The organism is Sphingomonas sp. Leaf230 (assembly GCF_001421745.1).
Taxonomy (GTDB): domain Bacteria; phylum Pseudomonadota; class Alphaproteobacteria; order Sphingomonadales; family Sphingomonadaceae; genus Sphingomonas.
On record NZ_LMKW01000011.1, the window covers coordinates 303,936 to 318,870 of the forward strand.

13 protein-coding genes and 1 tRNA gene are annotated in these 14,935 nt (G+C 66.0%); 9 read left to right on the forward strand and 5 right to left on the reverse strand.

Translation table 11 applies throughout. The annotated features are described in order from the left end of the window. Positions 1-428: 428 nt before the first annotated feature. From ASE82_RS15590 to ASE82_RS15600, 3 genes are all read left to right on the forward strand, one after another. Complete coding sequence (locus tag ASE82_RS15590; protein WP_056065251.1) at positions 429-1,826, forward strand: AAA family ATPase; 1,398 nt, start codon at positions 429-431, stop codon at positions 1,824-1,826. Positions 1,827-1,978: 152 nt separating this feature from the next. Then, on the forward strand, positions 1,979-2,392 hold the full coding sequence (locus ASE82_RS20160) for a hypothetical protein (RefSeq protein WP_235524747.1): 414 nt from the start codon (positions 1,979-1,981) through the stop codon (positions 2,390-2,392). Further along, a complete protein-coding gene (locus tag ASE82_RS15600) occupies positions 2,353-3,540 on the forward strand; it encodes a hypothetical protein (protein WP_235524748.1) in 1,188 nt (395 codons plus the stop codon). Before ASE82_RS20160 ends, ASE82_RS15600 begins: the two co-directional genes overlap by 40 nt. A 191-nt stretch (positions 3,541-3,731) precedes the next feature. On the opposite strand, the gene ASE82_RS15605 is transcribed toward ASE82_RS15600, so the two are convergent. After that, positions 3,732-3,806: transfer RNA gene (locus ASE82_RS15605), tRNA-Val, on the reverse strand. Between the two features lie 44 nt (positions 3,807-3,850). Then, positions 3,851-4,228: a cell cycle two-component system response regulator CpdR gene (gene cpdR, locus ASE82_RS15610; RefSeq protein ID WP_056065257.1), complete on the reverse strand. Its 378-nt coding sequence runs from the start codon at positions 4,226-4,228 to the stop codon at positions 3,851-3,853. Positions 4,229-4,338: 110 nt separating this feature from the next. On the opposite strand from cpdR, the gene ASE82_RS15615 reads away from it, so the two are divergent. After that, the gene (locus tag ASE82_RS15615) at positions 4,339-5,184 is read left to right on the forward strand and encodes an N-formylglutamate amidohydrolase (RefSeq protein WP_056065259.1); all 846 of its coding nucleotides are present in this window, start codon (positions 4,339-4,341) and stop codon (positions 5,182-5,184) included. Positions 5,185-5,194: 10 nt separating this feature from the next. Here ASE82_RS15615 and ASE82_RS15620 read toward each other — a convergent pair whose 3' ends face one another. From ASE82_RS15620 to ASE82_RS15630, 3 genes are all read right to left on the reverse strand, one after another. Further along, complete coding sequence (locus tag ASE82_RS15620) at positions 5,195-8,380, reverse strand: TRCF domain-containing protein (RefSeq protein ID WP_082441558.1); 3,186 nt, start codon at positions 8,378-8,380, stop codon at positions 5,195-5,197. 82 nt (positions 8,381-8,462) lie between these two features. Beyond that, on the reverse strand, positions 8,463-9,404 hold the full coding sequence (locus ASE82_RS15625) for a Gfo/Idh/MocA family protein (protein WP_056065261.1): 942 nt from the start codon (positions 9,402-9,404) through the stop codon (positions 8,463-8,465). A 31-nt stretch (positions 9,405-9,435) separates the two neighbouring features. Continuing rightward, positions 9,436-10,161 (reverse strand): FadR/GntR family transcriptional regulator, encoded by a 726-nt coding sequence (locus ASE82_RS15630; RefSeq protein WP_056065262.1) that lies wholly within the window; start codon positions 10,159-10,161, stop codon positions 9,436-9,438. A gap of 159 nt (positions 10,162-10,320) precedes the next feature. On the opposite strand from ASE82_RS15630, the gene ASE82_RS15635 reads away from it, so the two are divergent. The 5 genes from ASE82_RS15635 to ASE82_RS15655 are packed head-to-tail and all read left to right on the forward strand — an operon-like array spanning position 10,321 to position 14,861. After that, the gene (locus ASE82_RS15635; RefSeq protein ID WP_056065264.1) at positions 10,321-11,184 is read left to right on the forward strand and encodes a 2-dehydro-3-deoxygalactonokinase; all 864 of its coding nucleotides are present in this window, start codon (positions 10,321-10,323) and stop codon (positions 11,182-11,184) included. Then, the gene (locus ASE82_RS15640; protein WP_056065266.1) at positions 11,181-11,813 is read left to right on the forward strand and encodes a 2-dehydro-3-deoxy-6-phosphogalactonate aldolase; all 633 of its coding nucleotides are present in this window, start codon (positions 11,181-11,183) and stop codon (positions 11,811-11,813) included. The genes ASE82_RS15635 and ASE82_RS15640 overlap by 4 nt, the downstream gene beginning before the upstream one ends. 56 nt (positions 11,814-11,869) lie before the next feature. Continuing rightward, positions 11,870-12,991, forward strand: coding sequence for an 8-amino-7-oxononanoate synthase (locus ASE82_RS15645; RefSeq protein WP_056065268.1), 1,122 nt, complete (start codon positions 11,870-11,872; stop codon positions 12,989-12,991). Next, complete coding sequence (gene bioD, locus ASE82_RS15650) at positions 12,988-13,605, forward strand: dethiobiotin synthase (protein ID WP_056065270.1); 618 nt, start codon at positions 12,988-12,990, stop codon at positions 13,603-13,605. The genes ASE82_RS15645 and bioD overlap by 4 nt, the downstream gene beginning before the upstream one ends. Beyond that, on the forward strand, positions 13,602-14,861 hold the full coding sequence (locus tag ASE82_RS15655; RefSeq protein WP_056065272.1) for an adenosylmethionine--8-amino-7-oxononanoate transaminase: 1,260 nt from the start codon (positions 13,602-13,604) through the stop codon (positions 14,859-14,861). Before bioD ends, ASE82_RS15655 begins: the two co-directional genes overlap by 4 nt. Positions 14,862-14,935 lie beyond the last annotated feature (74 nt).

A 14,935-nucleotide genomic window follows, 5' to 3' on the forward strand; every position in this document is an offset into this window, starting at 1 on the left:
GTGTGACGGGATGGAAGACCTGCCCATTGAGACGACATCCGCAAACGACGGTGCTAGTCCGGTAACGGTAGGAACGGACCGGGGTTCACGGCACTTCTGCCTCGTATCAAGCGGACGGTATCGCTTCGTCATTTTGTGGCCCACGGACCGGTGATATGCGAGCGCGTGACGTAGCGTCGCGCAGGCTCGAGCATGCGCGGTTCGGAGCAGACCGGGCGATTTGCGGAACGCACGCATTCAGCTATTCAGCGGCAGGTATAAAGGGAGGCATCAAGCCTACCCCTTTATATATATAACCCTGCTGCGCTGAATTGCTGAATACGCTGCTCACGTTCCGCCAAGCCGTCGAGCGGCTCCTAGTCGGCCTCTTCGTTACCAGTAGGTAACGCTCATTCTCTAAATGTCTCCGGGACAGCAGAGGATCGGGAATGAACGAGGAAGAGCGTCAGGAACTGGATGAGTTGCTGCCATGGATTTCACAGTCGGTCGAGGGCCATTGGCAAGCCACCGCCGCGATGGACCAGCACGAAACGACAAACGACTATCTCATCGAGGGCATTCTTCCGCGCACGGGGGCGTCGGTCTGGTTCGGAGCCGGATCCACCGGCAAGACCCAGGTGCTGATCTGGATGGCAACGGCAATCGCGGCCAGCCGATCGGACGTTCCGGAATGGCTGGGGCATGCCATCCGTGGGACGGGCCACGTCTTAATCCTTTCTGCTGAAGACACGCGAGAGCAATTGTTCATGCGCCTTCGCAGCGTGCTGACGGAGATGCACGGCTTCTCAGATCAAATCGCGCGTGAGGTCTGCTCCCGCATCCACGTTATGCCCTTCGTCAGCATGACCGAAAAAGAGTTCGACCGCCCCAACCCAAGTCTGTTTGCTGCGGCTGGCGCCTGGGGACCATCCGAGACGATGAAGGCTATTCGCGTCTTCATCACACAGTGGAACGACGCGGCGAGGCGGCCAGAGGACCGTATCGTTGGCGTCATCATGGACTCCGCAACGTCGATGGCAGGCTTCGACGCGAACGCCGCGGACGCGGTTACGAACTTCTTCTTCTACGTGAACCGCTTGTGCCAGGCGCTTGGGATCTTCTGGATTATCATCGGGCACACACCGAAAGTGCAGAAAATCGATCATACCAACCCGGACGCAGATGCCGCCGCACGTCTACGAGGTGTCGCGCTTTGGACAACGGCGCCGCGCACGACGGTCGAGGTGCGCTTGGCTCTCGGACCACGTGCCCGGGGTGGCCAACCCGGCAGAAACCGGAAGCCTACGCCCTTTGAGGCCAAACCAGTCATTGACGCCGGCTTTGCGGCCAACGCCGACGACGTCATCGTGCTACGTCTCGCCAAATCGAACCTGCACGATTCCTACCGCGGCAAGCACTTCCTCGTGCGCCGCCCCGGCGGGCTGTTGGAGTATGTCACTGACGATTTGTCACCAGTCGACGTCGAGGCTGCCTCTGACGATGCAGACGAAGATGCCACGGCACCTGTCGTCACGCTGGCGGAGGGAACCCGAGCCGTCTGGCACCTTATCTGCGAATTGACGGGCGGCGAAGTCGGCGCAGCGGTAAGCGCTGATAAAATATCTCGTAAACTGAAGACGTGCGCTGGAACCATCCCGCATCTCGCCAGCGTTAAATTCGCTGGCACCGACAACGGCAGTCCTCGCGAAGGTGCAGCTAACTGGCATTTGAAGCGGCTTTTCGAACTGAATCTGCTCGTTCGGCACAAACGGGCGTATGCGATCGCCGCGGACGCTGCCGCAATCGCCGAGGCTGTATGGGCTGACGAACTCAATACCGCGAGGTAAGCAACCGCCAGGTTCAAGACGGCTGGCACCCGTCCACGACCTGATACCTCTCGAACGATACCGCGTGCTGCCTCAGAGCTGCGGACGGTAGTTTAGATTAGGGGAAAAAGCCTTCTGCGTGGTCATCGCCCACGTAAAAAAGGAAAAAACTCATGAGTAGCATCGACGCGGACGCCCGTGACGATCCCACGATGCTGCAGGACCACCATCCGGTCCTCACCCCCGATATCGAAAACACAGCGATCGCCGACGCGATCCTACGCCTGGACCGCAAGATCGCCCGCGCGATCCAGACGGAGAAGGGCATCAACCTGAAGCCGGACGAACTCGACCTGCTCACGTTGGTGGGGGCGGTGAATTTGCTGGGAAAGGCACGAAGCGAAGTTCTGAAGGAAAAAGCGCAGTGCCGTCATCGGATGATCTCTATCGTCGCGGCGAGTTCCAACTCGACCGGCTCCTCGGCAAGGACGGCAAACCCGTCAGTCCCAACCTCTACATCTGCTGGTATGACCCGGTCTCCGGGCGGATGCAGCGACGCAGCACGCGCACGGCTGATCTTCGGCTAGCGATAGAGGCGCTGGACCGCCATTATTTGGCGATCCACAAACCTCGTGACGATGAACGCGCCATCTACACCGTCCACCAGGCGATGACCGATTACTGGACGCTGCACGGATCGACACAGAGCAGCGCAGACGCGATCCGCGCGCGGCTGAAACTCCTCAACCGGTTCATCGATTATGAACTTGCGCAGGGCCTGCTCCAGGAGCCGGTCCTGCCTTCGGTGCTGGATGACGAGTGGCTCAAGCGTTTCCGGACCTGGGGAACCGAAGTGGACCCTATCACCCAGCGTCGGCGCGATCCCGAGACGAGGGAATGGACCGTGTCGACGCGCACGCGATCGAAGTCGACCGTCGAGGAGAGCATCATTCAGCTCAAGGCGGCACTGCGGTTCAATGCGAAGCGAATGGAGGAGGTGCCGACGCTCAAGCACCTAACGCGGGCAGCGGTGACGCCGGAGCGCAGCTACCGCCTGTCGCTCGATCAAATTGCCGAAATGCTCGACTATGCCGCGGAGGGCGACCCGACGCTCAGTCCGGCGCACGCGACGCGGCTGATGCCATTACGCCGCTATCTGATAGGTGCGATTTGCACGCTTGCGCGGCCGGATGCGCTCTACGATATTTCGGTCCTGCCGACCCGGCAGCAATGGCACCGTAACGCTGGCGTGATCGATCTCAATCCGGCCGGACGCATTCAGACGCGCAAATATCGTCCGGCGCTTCCGGTCACCGGCTTGCTCGTCGACTGGCTGGCGGCAACGGATGACCGGCTCGTCTGCCATGAGAGCATCGTCGAAGAGGGAGATGACCGCTGGCTCGTCCAGCGCCCGGTGGCCGACGTTAAGAAGGCATGGAGCGTCATGGCGAGGCGGTTCGGCATCCCGCTCGGATACGGACCGAAGCTGATGCGGCACAGCATGGCGACGCTAGTCGCGCAACGCGGCGTCTCGCCGACGGAGATTCCGCTGGCGTTGGGACATGCGATGCTACCGCCATCGACGCGACGTTACGTGATCTTCAGCCCGCACTATCTCGCCGACACGCGTCGGGCGATCGAGGACATCACTGCTGAACTAGCGCGCAAGGTGGCAGTCCCGCTCCACGCACGTCGCACGCAACTGAGCATCGATGGGCGTCGGCGGCCGGGCTGATTACAGGTCATTCTACTATCCCGGGTCATCGTCCAGATGTCCCAGCGAAAAGCTACGGGCCGTAGGGCAGTCGGTGGTTACAGATGCTCCGCCTGGTATAGCACGCAAACACCACGCAAAACCGGCACGCGCAAGAGCAAGCTTTATAAACTAAAAACCCCGCTAAGCCGTTGGCTTAGCGGGGTTTTCAATGGTGGGCGTGGCAAGGATTGAACTTGCGACCCCTGCGATGTCAACACAGTGCTCTACCACTGAGCTACACGCCCGCCGGAGGGCTCCACTAGCCGCGCTCTTCGCGGCGTGCAAGCCCTCAATGCATGCCTGTCACATTATCCATCTCGAACAGGCGATCGACCTCGGCGACCAGGTCGCGCAGGTGGAACGGCTTGGACAGGACGCGCGCCTGCGGCATCGCCCGCCCGGCCTTCAACGTGACCGCCGCAAAGCCGGTGATGAACATCACGCGCAGGTCCGCGCACATCTCGCCGGCCTTCTGCGCCAACTCAATGCCGTCCATCTCGGGCATGACGATATCGGTCAGCAGCAGGTCGAACGTCTCGGTTTCGAGCAACGGAATCGCCGCCGTCCCGCGGTCGACCGCGGTCACGGCATAGCCCGAGCGTTCGAGCGCTCGAGTCAGATACTCGCGCATGACCTGATCGTCCTCGGCCAGCAGAATTCGTAACATCGATCTAAAGTCCCGTTTTCACACGCACATTCCGCGGTCGCCCTACCCTGAAAATGGTTAGCATATCCAGGTCGATTGCCCATACCCGGTGCTGGCCCTAGCGTGGTGCGATGCAGTCTTCTTCCTTCGAGCGCCTGGGCGCAATGCCGCCCGTGAGCCCGGTGGTGGTGTCCGTCCCGCACGCAGGCCGGGACTATCCGCTTGCGCTCAAGACGGCGTTGCGCGTGCCGCTTGCCGGGCTGCTGCCGCTCGAGGACAGGCTCGTTGATGCGGTGGCGCGTGCCGCACGGACCGATCAGACGACGATCGTCCAGACCCGCGCGCGCGCCTGGATCGATCTCAACCGGCGCGAGGACGAGCGCGATCCGCTGCTCGACGAGGGTGCGCCGTCGATGCCGCTCGCCCAGCAATCCGCCAAGCTGCGCAGCGGGCTCGGGCTCGTCCCGCGTCGTGCATCGGGGGCGGGCGATCTGTGGGCGCGGCGGTTTACCGATGCCGACGTCACCGCGCGGATCGCCAACGATCACCGCCCTTACCATGCGGCGCTCGCGTCGGCGTTGAAGGCGGCGCACGACCGGTTCGGCGTAGCCGTGTTGCTCGACGTGCATTCGATGCCGCCGCTCGGGCCGGGTGGATCGCGAATCGTGATCGGCGACCGCTTCGGCCACTCCGCCGAGCCGCGCTTCGTCGCGCGAATCGAAGCCGAGTGTGTCGCGCGCGGGTTCTCGACCGCGATCAACGCACCCTATGCGGGCGGCCACATCTTGGAACGTCACGCGTGCCCGGCCGCAAACGTTCACGCGGTCCAGTTCGAGCTGGACCGCACGCTGTATCTCGATCGCAAGCTCCACGCGCCCGGCCCCGGCTTCGCGCGCGTGGTCGATCTGGTCCGCGCGATCCTGGCGGCACTCACCGACGAAGCCTTGCCTGTCCCGCTCGCCGCTGCCGCCGAATGACCGAACGAGCCTAGCCGATCAGGGCGTCCAGCAGTTCCTCGATCCGTCCTGCCCGCGCGATCGGGTCGGCAATGCCCTCGGCGGCGATCCAGCGCCCGTTCTTCTCGACGAGGTCGTCGAGGGGTTTCGCCGCAGTCCGATCGTGCGGCGTGAACGCGATCGCAGCGGGACCGGCATCGATCTGTCGGACGCCTGCTTCACGCGCCATCATCCGGATACGCGCCACCTGCAACAGTCGCAGCGCCTCCTCGGGCGCCTTGCCGAACCGATCGTCGAGCTCGGCCTCGAACAGATCGAGCGCCGAGACGTCCTCCAGCCGCGCAAGGCGACCGTAGAGCGACATCCGCACTTCCATTTCGGGGATCCACGCTTCGGGAAGGCTGCCGCCCAGTTCGAGGTGGAGCTCGGGAATCCAATCGTCGATCGGCGCACCGCCCTCGCGGTCGATCCGCGCCAGCCGCAACGCGCGACCGAACAGATGCTGGTAGAGGTCAATACCGATCAGCTTCATGTGACCAGCCTGTGCCTCGCCGACCAGATCGCCCGCGCCCCGCAGATCGAGGTCACGCGCGCTGATCGCAAAGCCCGCGCCCAAGCGGTCGAACGCCTGCAGTGTCCGCAACCGCTTCAGCGTTGCCTCCGCGATCGTCGCCTCGCCGTCGGTCAGCAGCATCACCTGCCCCCGCCGTCCACTGCGACCAACGCGGCCGCGAAGCTGATGCAGCTGCGACAAGCCGAACCGGTCCGCGTGATGCACGATCATCGTGTTCGCGCGCGGCACGTCGAGCCCGGCCTCAATGATGTTGGTCGCAAGCAGTACGTCGCCGTCGCCCGCCGCAAACGCGACCATCGCCTCGTCGATCTCCCCCGCCGGCATTTTCCCGTGCGCCTGCACCAGCCCGAGTTCAGGCACGAGCTTGGCCAGCTTGGCGGCAAGCGGCGCCATGTCGTCGATCCGCGGCACCACGACGAAGCTCTGTCCGCCGCGCGCCCGCTCGCGACGCAGCGCCGCGCGCACCGTCGCATCATCGAACTGCGCGACCGACGTGCGGATCGGCTGGCGACGTGCCGGTGGGGTGGCGATGACCGACAAGCCCTGCAACCCGATCATCGCGGATTGCAGCGTCCGCGGGATCGGCGTCGCGCTCAGCGTCAGGACATGCCCCGCCCCCAGCGCATGCATCTTGGCCTTGTCGGCCGCACCGAACCTTTGCTCTTCGTCGATCACCACGAGCGCGAGATCCTTGTACGCGACGCCCTTGCCGGCAATCGCCCCCGTGCCGATCACGACGCCGATCGATCCGTCCGCAAGCCCCGCCCGAACCCGTGCCTTCTCCGCAGTGCTCGACAGCCGCGACAGACCGGCGACGGCCACGCCGGTCCCCTCGAAGCGCTTCGAGAACGTCTCGATATGCTGGCGGACCAGCACCGTCGTCGGCGCGGCGATCGCCACCTGGCGCCCGGCCAGTGCGACGGCAGCCGCGGCTCGCAACGCGACCTCGGTCTTGCCGTAGCCGACGTCGCCGATGATCAGCCGATCCATCGGCTTGCCGCTCGCTAGGTCCGCCAATGTCGTCGAGATCGCCTTTGCCTGATCAGGCGTCTCGGTGAACGCGAAGCCCGCGGCGAATTTCTCGTAGCGGGCCCGGTCTGGCTCGATCGGGTCGGTAGTGCGTGCGTCGCGCTCGGCGGCGATCGCGGCGAGGTCTCGCGCGCTTTCGGCGATCGCGGCATCGATAGCGCCCCGCCGCTTCTGCCATGACGCGCCATCGAGCGAATCGAGCGTGACCGCGTCGATCTCCGCACCGTACCGCCAGATCCGGTCGGCCTCGCGCACCGGCACCAGGCGGCGGCCTTCCTTGGCATATTCCAGGACGATCGCGTCGCCGTCGGTCCCCGGCAGCATCTCGAGCCCACGGACGACGCCGATCCCGAACTCCTCGTGGACGATCACGTCGCCGCATCGCAGCTCGCTCGTCAATCCCGGCAACATGCCAGCGCTGCCGCCCGCGATCTCGTCGCCACGCGCCCGCCCCCCGAGCAGGTCCGCGCCGGCAACGACCGAGGTCCCGCTCGCGACGAAGCCGCGATCGATCGGAGCAACCAGCAGCATCGCGGTGCCGGGCTTGGCCGAAACGACGTCCGTCCAGCGATCGATCGACGTAAAGGCGATTTTCGCCGCACGCTCGAGCTTGGGCTGGAGGAACCGCAGGTCGCGCGGCGATCCCACGACCAGCAGACGCCCATCCGCGAGCGCGTCCTTGGCAAACCGGGCGAACGCACGCGCCGGATCGCGGCGTTCGATGAACCGCGGGGGCATTTCGTCGCCGACGTCGAACGCGGCCGTTTCACGTTTCGCGATCTCGGTTGCCCAGACCTTTTCGAGGACCAGATCGGCGGAGGCACGACGTCGGGGCAATCCGTCTGCGGCGATGGCAAGGAACCGATCGCGCCGCTTTTCCGCATCCCGGTCGAACGCGATCGCCGCATCCGGCAGGTGCGCGAGGATCGACACGCCCTTCTCGACCGCGGGTTCGGTCGCGCGGCCGATCTCGACGACGTCGACGTCGCCCAAGCCGAGCTGAGACACCGGATCATAATCACGCAGGCCAGTGATGCGGCCATCGGCGAATTCGATCCGGACCGGGGTCTCGCGATCGGCGGGGAAAACGTCGATCACGCCACCGCGTACCGCGATCTCGCCGGGTTCGTCGATCCGATCGTCGGTCAGGTAGCCGACCTCCTCGGCGATCGCGGCAAACGCCTCGATGTCGATCGGATCGCCGACCTGTAGCCGCGGTGGCGCCACGTCGAACATCGGCGGCGGCGGATAGCGTACCGCCGTCGCCTCGGCAGTCGTCACCACCAGGATGGGTGCCGCCTTACTCTCGGATCCCGCGCGCAATCGCCGCAACGCCGCCACGCGACGTCCGACATTGGCAGGCGATGCCGGCGCGTCGTCGCCGGGCAGCGCGTCGCTCGACGGCACATGGACGACCAGCGCATCGGGCGCGAGCGCCGCCGCGATCATAGCGATCTCCGTCGCACGCTGATCGTCCGCCGCGACGTAGACGAGGTTCCCGCCGGACAAGCGCTCGACGATAACCGCCGCCAGCGGTGCCACCGCCGCGCTAGGCTTCGCCGCTATCGCTGGCGCGATATCCGCATTCTCGACGTCTTGACTGACCTGAAGCACCGATACGCATCCTTCTTTCGAGGATGAACGTGATGCAGGCAGCGTGCGTTCCGGCGATACTATCCTCGATCAGGGTATTCGATCACCATGCGAAGGCGGGAACGATCGTACGCCGTCCGACCAGGAACGCGTCGGCCACGAGCCGCAGCGGTGTTACGTCCACGTCGCGGGAGCGCGAGCCGACGAGTGCGGCGAACTTGGCATAGAGCCCGGGATATTCGGCATCCGTGGCCTCGGTGACCTCGCCGTCGATCTCCAGGATCGCGCCGCCCATGCTCAGCTTGAGCGTACCGCCGTCGGTCTCAACGACGATGTCCCATTGCTGCGGCCCTTCGTGGAGGAAGTCGAACGCCGCCGTGACGGGGATGTCGCCGCAGGTGAGATCGATATTGGCAGCCAGCGGCGACATCCGGCCTTCCGGCACCTGCAGGTCCGCACGATGCACCACCCAGTCGCCGGGGAGGATCTCGGTCGCGATCGACAGCGCGTTGATGCCGGGATCGAACACGCCGAACCCGCCCGCTTCCAGGATCCAGTCCTGCCCGGGGTGCCAGCGCCGGATATCCTCGCGCCATGCGATCGTGACGCGCTCGACCGTGCGATCGGCGAGCCACGCGCGCGCCGGCGCCACGCCCGCCGCCTCGCGCGAATGCCAGGTTGCGAACAGCGAACGACCCGCGGCAACCGCATGCGCCTCGATCCGTGCAACTTCGGAGAGAGTAGCAGCGGGCGGCTTCTCCATCATCACGTCCAGCCCGGCGTCGAGCGCCGCCATCGCGATCGCGGATCGTCCGACCGGCGGCGTGCAGATCGACACCGCGTCGAGGTCATGTCCGGCCGCAAGAAGTTCGGCGATGTCGTGGTAATTATCGACGCCGTCGACCACCGCGTTGCGACTGACCGCAGCGACCAGTTCGAAGCACGGATCGTTCGCGATCGCCCGCAGATGCTGGTCGCGTGCGATCTTGCCAACGCCGATGATCGCCAGCCGGATCGGCTTTGCGGACTTTGCCTCGGTCGCCATTAAAACCCTCTCAGTTACAGTATAACGGTGCTTAGTCGTCGCCGATCAGCGTCAGCACGTCGCCGATGATCCGCGTCATCGCGATCCGTGCCGCAGCCGGGTCACGTGCGATGATCGCGTCCGCCACCGCGGCGTGATCGGGGATATTGGCGGAACGGCCCTTGATCCGGTTGGTGAAGCGGATCGACGTCCGCAGCGCGGTCGAGACCACCGATTGGAACTGCGCGTAGAACGGGTTCTTCGACGCCCGCAGGATCGCCATGTGAAACGCGATGTCGGCCTCGAGCGGATCGGTCGTTCCCGCCTCGCCCGCTTCCATCTGCGCCAGTCCGTTGCGGATCGCCGCCTCATCCGCGGCGTCGCCGAACCGCGCCGCCAAGGCCGCGGCCTCCGGCTCGATCGCGACGCGCAACTGGTTGAAGTGCCGCAGCAACTCGACCGAGAACTTACGCTCCAGCGTCCAGCGCAGCACGTCGGTATCGAACAGGTTCCACGAGCTTGCGGGTTGCACGACGGTCCCCTGCCGCGGCCGCGCGCTGACCAGGCCCTTCGCAGTCAGCATCTTGACCGCCTCGCGCGTCACGGATCGGCTCACGCCGTGCGTCTTGGCGATCTCCGCTTCGGTCGGGAACGGACGGTTTTCATAGCGCCCGGTGACGATCGCCCGCCCGAGCGTGTCGAGCATCCCATGCGTCAGATTACGGCCCAAGATCGCGGTGGCCGGAAGAACGTCGGTGTCTGTCGTATCGGTCGCCATCGGCCGGGTTTTGGCGCAACGCGCTCCTGGTGTCACGCGTCTTGCAACGCGCCGCAACGATATCCGGTGGAAGGCTTGCGGCAATCATCGTACAATTGGCGACTATGCGGGCAAAGGCGGGCGTAATCGTCAAGCTCGCGACGACGTCGAGGTAGAGTTATGCAGCCTTTCATTGCAGTCGACTGGGGCACCACCAATCGGCGCGCGTTCCGGATCGAGGACGGTACCGTCGTTGCGACCGAACGCGACGATCGCGGCGCCGCGGCCGTAGCGGCCGTCGAGTACGGCGCCGAGGTTGCAGGTATCCGCGAACGGCTGGGCGATCTGCCGATGCTGCTCGCGGGGATGGTCGGATCGAACATCGGCTGGCGTAGCGTGCCCTATGTCGCCGCCCCCGCAGGACTTGCAGACGTTGCCGCCGCACTCGACCGGATCGACGACCGGACCGCGATCGTCCCCGGCATGTCGTACCGCGACGGGTTGCACGCCGACGTGATGCGCGGCGAAGAAGTGCAACTGCTGGGCGCGATCGCCATAGAGCTGGTGCCGGCGGACGCGTTGCTCTGCCAACCCGGCACGCACTGCAAATGGGCGACCGTCGAGGGCGGCAGGATCGCCCGGTTCACGACAGCAATGACCGGCGAGCTGTTCGCCCTGCTCCGCGCGCATGGCGTGTTGTCACGCCAGCTCGGCCATCCGGTCGAGCCGGGTGAAGCGTTCCTCGAAGGTGTCGCCGAGGGCGCGAAACGCGATCTCGCCGCCAGCCTGTTCGCGATCCGCGCGCGCGGCGTACTCGGGATCGCCGACGACACGAACGCCGCCTCGTTCGCGAGCGGGCTGCTGATCGGTGCCGATACCGCCGCGCGAATCGAGCCCGGCGCGACCGTCCACATCCTAGCCGACGCAACCCTCGGCGCGCTGTATGCCAGCGCGATCGATGCGCTCGGCGGCGCCTCGCACCATATAGACAGTCAGGCCGCGTTCGTCGCCGGCATCACCCGCATCCAGGATCTTGCAGCATGACCAACCGCCAAGCCTTCGACGACGCCTTCGCGAAATGCCCGCTGATCGCGATCCTCCGCGGGGTGAAGCCCGACGAGGTCGAGGCGATCGGCGAAGCCTTGGTCGAGGCGGGCTTCACGATCCTCGAAGTGCCGATGAACTCGCCCGATCCGCTCGACAGCATCGCGCGACTGGCGCGCCGGTTCGAGGGACGCGCGGTCGTCGGTGCGGGCACCGTGTTACGCGTCGAAGACGTCGAGGCGGTCGGCGCTGCGGGCGGCACCCTGATCATCGCGCCCAACGCGAACGTGCGCGTGATCGCGGCGGCGGCGGACAAGGGCTATGTCGCGCTCCCCGGCATTGCGACTCCGACCGAGGCGTTCGCCGCGCTCGACGCCGGCGCCTCCGCGCTGAAACTGTTTCCCGCCGAAGCCGCTAGTCCCGCGGTACTCAAAGCGATGCGCGCGATCCTCCCCAAGGACACGCGCGTGCTGCCGGTCGGCGGGATCGTTCCGGAACTGATGGCGGATTGGCGGAAGGCTGGCGCCGCTGGCTTCGGGCTTGGCTCGGCCGTGTTTGCGCCAGGCATGACCGCAGCGGACGTCGGCGCACGCGCCAAGACGTTCATCGAGACGTGGAACGCAGGTTAGACCCAAGACTGGAAGCAGGGATCGTCTTCGCGGCGCGCAGGGTTTAGGGCCGCGCGATGATGTTCGCCGAACAGCAACGAGACCTCGCCAAACTTACGGCTGCCAACCGGTACCGATCGCTCCGGCCGCGTACGGGCGTCGACTTCGCCTCGAACGACTATCTCGGACTCGCCGGATCGGATCGATTGCGCGCGGCGATGACCGATGCGTTGCAGCGCGGCGTCCCGGTCGGGTCGGGCGGGTCGCGGCTGCTCCGCGGGAATGCGCCCGAGCACGAGGCGCTGGAGGCGGATGCCGCGCGGTTCTTCGGGACCGAGGCGGCGCTGTTCTTCGCGAGCGGCTATGTCGCCAACACGATCCTGTTCGCGACGCTGCCACAACGCGGCGACCTGATCGTCCACGACGCGCTGATCCACGCCAGCGCGCACGAAGGCATGCGGCTCACCCGGGCGACCTTCGTCGCCGCAGCGCATAACGATGCCGATGCATTCGAGGACGCGATCGCCGCATGGCGCGCGTCGGGCGGCACAGGCCGCGTATGGATCGCGGTCGAGAGCCTCTACAGCATGGACGGGGACCAGGCCCCGCTTCCGGCACTTGCCGAGATCGCCGACCGTCACAACGCTGTGCTGCTGATCGATGAAGCGCACGCGACCGGTGTGTTCGGCACCGACGGCCGCGGGCTCGCCGAAGCGCTCGACGGTCGCGAGAACGTCATTACCTTGAGGACTTGCGGCAAGGCGCTTGGGTGTGAGGGCGCGCTGTTGTGCGGGCCCGCAGTCATGCGCGACTTTATCGTCAATCGCGGGCGCGGGTTCATCTTCTCGACCGCGCCGTCGCCGCTGATGGCACTGGCGGTCGGTGAAGCCCTCCGCATCATTGCAGATGAACCGGCGCGGCGGGAGCGGCTTTGGGACTTGATCGCGACGGCGGAGCGCGTGCTCGCCCCATACGGCGTCGCGGCAACGGGCTCGCAGATCCTGCCCCTGGTGCTGGAGGATGCCGCGCGGACGATGCGCGTCGCCGGCGCGATCCAGGCGGCGGGGTTCGACGTGCGCGGGATACGGCCGCCGACCGTGCCAGAGGGCGGATCGCGGTTGCGGATATCGTTGACGCTCAACGCGACGGTCGCGGATATAGAGGCTCTGGGAACGGTCATGGAAGAGGCATTGCGATGACGATCGTCGTTACCGGAACGGACACCGATATCGGCAAGACCGTGTTCGCCGCCGGGCTCACCGCAGCCCTCGGCGCGCGCTACTGGAAGCCGGTGCAAGCCGGGCTCGCAGACGGCAGCGACGCAGCGTCGGTCGTGACGCTCGGCGTTCCTGCGGACCACGTGCTGCCCGAAGCATACCGGCTGACGACGCCGTGCTCGCCGCATCTCGCCGCGGAGATCGACCGCGTGACGATCGATCCCGACCGTCTCGCGCTGCCAGAGGTCGATGGCCCACTGGTGGTCGAGGGCGCGGGCGGCGTGATGGTCCCCGTGACACGCGACCTGATCTTCGCAGACCTGTTCGCACGGTGGGCCAAGCCGGTCGTGCTCGTCGCACGGACGGGTCTCGGCACGATCAACCACAGCCTGCTTTCGATCGAGGCGCTGCGCAGCCGCGGCGTACCGATCCTCGGCATCGCCTTCGTCGGCGACGCGGTCGAGGATAGTGAGGCGACAATCGCCACGCTCGGCAAAGTTCGCCGGCTCGGCCGCCTGCCCCGCCTCGATCCGCTCAACGCCGCGACGCTGGCGCAGGCGTTCGCTGCGAACTTCGACCTGGAAGCGTTCCGATGATCGACTCCCCCGTCTGGCACCCCTTCACGCAGCACGGCCTGCGCGAGCCGATCCCGCTCGTCACGCATGCCGAGGGCGCCGCGCTCTACACGTCGGATGGCCGGCGGATCGTCGATGCGATCTCGTCCTGGTGGGTTACGACACATGGCCACGCCAACCCGAAGATCATGGCCGCCATCGCCGAACAGGCGGGCAAGCTCGACCAGATCATCTTCGCCGGCTGGACGCACCAGCCCGCCGAAGACCTCGCGCGTGGCCTGATCACGATCATGCCGCCGGAACTGACCCGGGTGTTCTTCTCGGACTCTGGCTCGACCAGTGTCGAGTGCGCGCTGAAGATGGCGCTCGGTTACTGGCTCGATCGCGGCGAGGATCGCCACCGCATCCTGGTGCTCGAACACGGCTATCACGGCGACACGATCGGCGCGATGTCGGTAGGCGCGCGCGGCGTCTATAACCGCGCCTATGCGCCGTTGCTGTTCGACGTCGGCACGATCCCCTTCCCCGCCGCCGGGCACGAACAGGCGGCGCTCGACGCGCTGGAGGCCGCCTGCGCGGCGCATCCCGCCGCGTTCATCGTCGAACCGTTGCTACTCGGTGCAGGCGGAATGCACATCTATCCCGCACACATCCTCGCCGAGATGCGCCGCATCTGCGCACGACACGACGTGCTGTTCATCGCCGACGAAGTGATGACCGGCTGGGGCCGCACCGGCACCTTGCTCGCGTGCGAACAGGCAGGCGTGGTGCCCGACATCCTGTGCCTGTCGAAGGGCCTGACCGGCGGCGCGATCCCGCTCGCGGTGACGATGGCCACCGAGGCGATCTACCAGGCGCATTACGGCACCGACCGTGCGCGCATGTTCTATCACTCGTCGAGCTACACCGCCAACCCGATCGCCTGCGCCGCCGCTAACGCGAACCTCGCGATCTGGCGCGACGAGCCGGTTCGCGAGCGGATCGCCGACCTCGCCACACGCCAAGCCTCGCGGCTGGAAGCTCTCGCCCGCCACCCCCGCATCGCCAACGCGCGCCAGATCGGCACTATCACCGCGGTCGAACTCCGCGGCGAGGACGGCTATCTGTCGCAGATCGGCCCGCGCCTGCTCGCGTTCTTCGGCGAGCGCGACCTGCTGCTCCGCCCGCTCGGCAACACCGTCTACGTCATGCCGCCCTATTGCATCGACGATCCCGATCTCGACCGGATCTACGCGGCGATCGCCGAAGCATGCGACACGATCGGGCAAGACTCCTGACGCTATTGCTGCATTGCAGCAACAAATGAAGTACATGCGACGTTGAGATAAGATCGCGGCCGAGTACGCTGGCG